This is a genomic window from Acidithiobacillus sp. TH-A35 (assembly GCF_057473505.1).
Genome location: NZ_JBYCKR010000059.1, coordinates 1 through 5,006, shown reverse-complemented (window position 1 = coordinate 5,006; position 5,006 = coordinate 1). Strand labels below are relative to the sequence as shown.

General features: G+C 62.5%; 7 protein-coding genes. All 7 read right to left on the bottom strand.

Annotated features, from left to right (window positions below; genetic code table 11):
- On the bottom strand, nucleotides 1-1,118 hold a 1,118-nt coding region (gene tolB / locus AC2VNK_RS02350; protein WP_486882669.1), incomplete at its 3' end, for a Tol-Pal system beta propeller repeat protein TolB.
- On the bottom strand, nucleotides 1,111-2,076 hold the full coding sequence (gene tolA, locus AC2VNK_RS02345; protein ID WP_486882668.1) for a cell envelope integrity protein TolA: 966 nt from the start codon (nucleotides 2,074-2,076) through the stop codon (nucleotides 1,111-1,113). The genes tolB and tolA, both read right to left, overlap by 8 nt.
- Entirely contained in the window at nucleotides 2,073-2,483 is a 411-nt protein-coding gene (gene tolR / locus AC2VNK_RS02340; RefSeq protein ID WP_486882667.1) for a protein TolR, read from the bottom strand. Before tolR ends, tolA begins: the two co-directional genes overlap by 4 nt.
- The gene (tolQ, locus tag AC2VNK_RS02335; protein WP_291523662.1) at nucleotides 2,480-3,181 is read right to left on the bottom strand and encodes a protein TolQ; all 702 of its coding nucleotides are present in this window, start codon (nucleotides 3,179-3,181) and stop codon (nucleotides 2,480-2,482) included. The genes tolR and tolQ overlap by 4 nt, the downstream gene beginning before the upstream one ends.
- 6 nt (nucleotides 3,182-3,187) lie before the next feature.
- A complete protein-coding gene (gene ybgC / locus AC2VNK_RS02330) occupies nucleotides 3,188-3,610 on the bottom strand; it encodes a tol-pal system-associated acyl-CoA thioesterase (RefSeq protein ID WP_291523664.1) in 423 nt (140 codons plus the stop codon).
- Nucleotides 3,600-4,625 carry a Holliday junction branch migration DNA helicase RuvB gene (gene ruvB, locus AC2VNK_RS02325; protein WP_291523666.1) on the bottom strand — a complete coding sequence of 342 codons (1,026 nt, stop codon included), beginning with the start codon at nucleotides 4,623-4,625 and terminating at the stop codon, nucleotides 3,600-3,602. The genes ybgC and ruvB overlap by 11 nt, the downstream gene beginning before the upstream one ends.
- Nucleotides 4,626-4,664: 39 nt before the next feature.
- The coding region (gene ruvA, locus AC2VNK_RS02320; RefSeq protein ID WP_486882666.1) for a Holliday junction branch migration protein RuvA at nucleotides 4,665-5,006 on the bottom strand (342 nt) is incomplete at its 5' end.

The window sequence follows — 5,006 nt, the reverse complement described above, 5'->3', positions numbered from 1 at the left end:
TCGCAATTGCCCTGGGCATCCAGCACGCGCACGCCGCTGCCGTCCGGGTTCATCACGGCGAGGGCATAGACGCCATCGGTGCGGTGAATAAAGGCGATCGCATTGCCCGCAGGCGAGTAGACCGGACCGGCATTGTAGTCGCCGTCGTAGCTCAGACGATGCACACCGCCGCCACGCGCATTCATCCCGTAGATCTGCGGACCGCCGGCACGGTCGGAGACAAATATGATTTGACTGCCATCCGGCGACCAGGTGGGGGAGGTGTTGATGGCGTCATCATGGGTCAATTGCTGGCGCTGTCCGGTCCGTAAATTGGCCACATAGAGTTCCGTATGGCCACCGGAGGAACGGGCGTAGGCCAGATCTTCACCGTTGGGCGAGAAGGCCGGAGCACTGACGATCTCGCCACCGGGGGCGATGGACTGGCGTTGTCCGGTAGCCAGGTCCTGCACATAGATCACGGCCCGGGCGTTGGCGTAGGTGACATAGGCCAGGCGCCGGTTGTCCGGCGACCAGACGGGGGAGAATACCGGCATGCGGCCGCGCACGATGGGGTGCGGATTCCAGCCGTCGGATTCCGCTACCAGCAGTGCGTAGTTTTCACCTGTCTGGCGGACGTAGGCGATCCGGCTGGCGAAGGGGCCGGGCTTGCCGGTAAACGCCTTATAGATGACGTCTGCGACGTGATGCGCGGTCATATGCAACTCGGCGGCGGAGCAAGTGAAACGGTGGGCGGTGAGTTCCTGCCCCGTGCTGACGTTGTAGACATAGACGTTGACCACATAGCCGCCGTTCAGCGGTTCCACGGAACACACGGCCAGGCCGGTGGCCCCCACCGTTGTCCAGTCGGCGGCCTTCACGTCGCTGGGAGCGCGGGGGTCACCGGGATAGCCCGCCGGGTCGATGACCCGGAACAAGCCGCTGTGGCGCAGGTCATTACGGACCACATCGGCAACGGATGGCTGTCCGGCTATACCCGGACCAAAAGAGGGAATGGCGATAGGCAGTGCTGAGGCCACATTCTTGGTGATTTCCACCGTGAGCGCCGCCTGGGCGGGCAGAACGAAGGCCCATGTTAAAAGCGATAGCAGCCAAATAAATATTAACTTTTTAGCCATTGCTGAGCTCCTTAGCGCTGAAGACGATATTCACAACTTTAAATTCTGAGTATGACAGCCCAATGGGCGGCGGGAACGGTGCTGCCGCTTCAATCGCCGCAATCACCGCTGAATCAAATTGTGCATTTCCACTGGACTGGGTAATCGCAGGTGCACCTTCTAGCTGGCCTTGCGGTGAGAGTTCGATGCTTACGCGACAATGAAGATTTGGTGCAAAAACGGGCTGCCAATGTCTCTTCACGCGTTCTGCAATTTCGCTACCGAAAATAGCGGACAATCGCTGATTTTCCGCTGCCTGCTTAGCCAGTGCCGCCGCCATGTTGGCCTCGGCCTGCCGCTTGGCCCCGGCCTCCATCTGCTGCTGCAGCGCCTTGGCCCGCGCCACCTCCGCGGCCTTGGCCTGCTGTTCGGCGAGTTGCCGCTTCAGCGCCGCCGCGCGCTGTGCGGCAGCCGCTTTTTGGGCTGCCTGCTTTTCGGCGGTGGCCTTTTCTGCTGCCGCCCTTTCCGCGGCGGCTTTGTCGGCCGCCCGTTGCGCGGCTTTCTCCTGCGCTGCGCGCGCCGCCAGTTCCTCAGCCCGCTTCTCGGCGGCCTGTTTTTCCGCGGTGATCTGCGCGGCCTTCTGCGCTGCGGCCTTTTCTTGTGCCGCCTTTTCCGCGGCCATCTGTGCGGCGCGGGGTGGCGGCGGAGTGGATGGCTTGGGTTTCGGTACAGGTACCGGTTTGGGTGTGGGCTGTGGTGCTGGTGCGGGCTGTGGCACGGGTACTGGTTGTGGCGCGGGTACTGGTTGCGGCGCCGGTGCCGCAGCCGGTGGCATGCCGCTGCTCAGTTGTGCCTGCATCGGGGTATCCCCGGTGCTGCTCGGCACGTTCATGTGAAAGCTCCAGAACAAGGCCACCAGTATCGCGCTGTTGAGCGCAATAGCCAGCACCAGCGGCCAGATCCGTTTGCGTTCTTTCAATGTCCCTCCGGACGGGTCAGCAGGCCGACATGGGAAATGCCCGCCTCCTGCAAATGCGCCATGACCGCCATGACCTTGCCGTAATCCACATGCGCATCGCCGCCCACCAGCACCTGCACCTGATTGTGGCTGGCAACGGCAATATGCCGCACCGTCGTCGCGAGGTCATCCAGGGCGACAGCGCTGTGGTGTCCCTTGTATTGCACCGAGATACTGCCCTGCCGCGTCAGCGAAATCAGTACCGGTGGTGTCTTATCCGATACCGGCTTGGTTACGCCCTTGGGCAGGTTGACGTTGACGCCTTGGGTCAGCAGCGGCGCCGAGAGCATGAAAATCACCAGCAGCACGAGGGTCACGTCGATGTAGGGGACGACGTTCATCTCCGCCATGAGACGCCGTCGTTTCATGGCTTCGTCTCAGGCACCTGCCGATGCAGGATGTTGGTGAATTCGTCCATGAAAACCTCGTACTGCGCGTCGAGTTTGTCCAGTTGATGGACATAGCGGTTATAGGCCAGGGTTGCCGGGATGGCGGCAAACAGACCTGCCGCGGTGGCGATGAGGGCTTCGGCGACGGGGGGGGCTACCGTCGCCAGGGTGGCTTGTCCCGCTATGCCGATATGCATGAAGGCGGTCATGATGCCCCAGACGGTGCCGAAAAGGCCGATAAAAGGGCTTACGGAGGATACGGAGGCAAGAAAAGCGAGGTTGTTTTCCAGGCGCCCGACCTCGCGCATCTGGGCCACCCGCATGGCGCGTCGCGCTGCATCGAGGGCGTCGCTGGGGCGAATCTTGTTGCGCTGGCGCTGGAATTCTTCATAACCGGCACAGAAGATGCTGCCGGCCCCCGTTTCCAGATCGCTGTTACCGGAAACGTGCTGGTAGATCTGGCTCATCTCGCCGCCGCTCCAGAAGCGCTTCTCAAAGCGCTCCAGGGCGCGGTGGGCGCTGGCAAAGACGGCCCATTTCTGGAAGATGATGGTCCAGGAGGCGACGGAGGCGATAAGCAGGATGACGAGGATGCCCTGCACGATCCAACTGGCGTTCATGACCAGATGGCCCAGGGAGAGGGACTGCGCACTATTGGCGATGCTATGCGGATCCATAAAATCTCACGGCTGAACAGAAAGCGGGACGGCCTGCAACAAGTCTGCAGGGATAACGTGGGGACGAAAACGCGCCACATCGAGGCAGACCACTTCCACCTCTCCGCTACAGAGCATCCTGTCCCCGACAGCGATGATTTGCTGAAAACCCATACGCACGGGGCTCTTGCTCACGACCCGGGTTTCCACACGGAGCAGGTCATTGAAGCGGGCCGGGGCGCGGAAGTCCAGACGAGCGCGGCGCACCGCAAAAATGATCCCCGCATCCTGCTCCAGTACATCCAGCTCATAACCCCGTTCGCGCAGCATTTCGGTGCGGGCGCGCTCCATGAAGCGTAAGTAGTTGGCATGGTACACCACCCCGCCATGATCCGTATCTTCATAATAAACGCGAACGTGGAAGGTGCTGTCGGGATCATTAGCCAGCATCGAAAAGCCCCCCAGGCTCCTTGGGGGCCGTCAGGCCCAGGGCGAGATAGCTGAGTTCCGTTGCGCAGCGTCCGCGCGGGGTGCGAATCAGATAACCGCGCTGAATCAGAAAGGGTTCCAGCACATCTTCGATGGTGCCGCGCTCCTCGCCAATGGCGGCCGCCAGACTCTCCACCCCTACCGGCCCGCCCGCAAAGCGCGCGATAACGGCCTGGAGCAATTTGCGATCCTGGCCATCGAAACCGTGTTGGTCCACCTCCATGAGGGTCAGGGCGGCCTGCGCCGTCGCCATGTCAATTTCACCGTTACCGCGTACCTGGGCATAGTCCCGCACCCGGCGCAGCAGGCGGTTGGCGATGCGCGGCGTGCCCCGCGCGCGCCGGGCGATCTCCTGCGCACCTTCCAGGGCTTGGGGGGTGCCGAGAATCTGGGCGGAGCGGGTGACGATCTGGGTCAGCTCGGCGTCGCTGTAGAATTCCAGATGAAAACTGATGCCGAAGCGGTCCCTTAAAGGCGAGGTCAGCAGCCCGGCACGGGTGGTGGCGCCAATCAGGGTAAAGGGGGGCAGGCTGATTTTGATGGAGCGCGCTGCAGGTCCTTCGCCGATGAGGATGTCCAGTTCGTAGTCTTCCAGCGCCGGGTAGAGGATTTCTTCCACCACCGGGCTGAGGCGGTGAATTTCATCGACAAAAAGCACGTCGTGGGGTTGCAGGTTGGTGAGGATGGCGGCCAGATCACCTGGCTTGTCGAGCACGGGGCCGGAGGTGACCTTGAGGCCCGCGCCCATCTCCTGGGCGATGATATGGGCCAGGGTGGTTTTGCCGAGTCCGGGCGGGCCGAAGAGCAGCACGTGATCCAGCGCTTCGCTGCGCCCCTTGGCGGCATCGATATACAGACCCAGGGACTCCCGCAGTTTAGCCTGCCCGAGGTACTCCGCCAGCCGACGCGGACGCAGGGCATGGTCTACCGCATCGTTGTGGGCTTCCTGGGGGTTGAGAGGGCCTCTATCCATCATCCTGATCTGACCATCGGCGCGCTGGCGGGTTCCAAAAAATCAATGACGTGACAAATGTTGCAGCGACTGGCGGATGAGGTCTTCCAGACCCAGACCTTCCGCCAGGCCGGCTATGGCCTGGCTCGCCTGCGCAGGCTTATAACCTAAAGTCAGCAGTGCTGCAATGGCTTCCTGACGGGGGTCGCCGACCGTGCTGCACCCCACCGGTCCCGGCGCGATGCCACCCATCTTGTCGCGCAGTTCTACCACCAGCCGTTCAGCGGTTTTCGGGCCGATGCCGGGGATGGCGGTGAGCTGCGCCGTGTTGCCCTCGGCCACGGCCTGACTAAGCCGCTCCGCAGACAGACCAGAAAGGCAGGCCAGCGCCACCTTGCCGCCGAT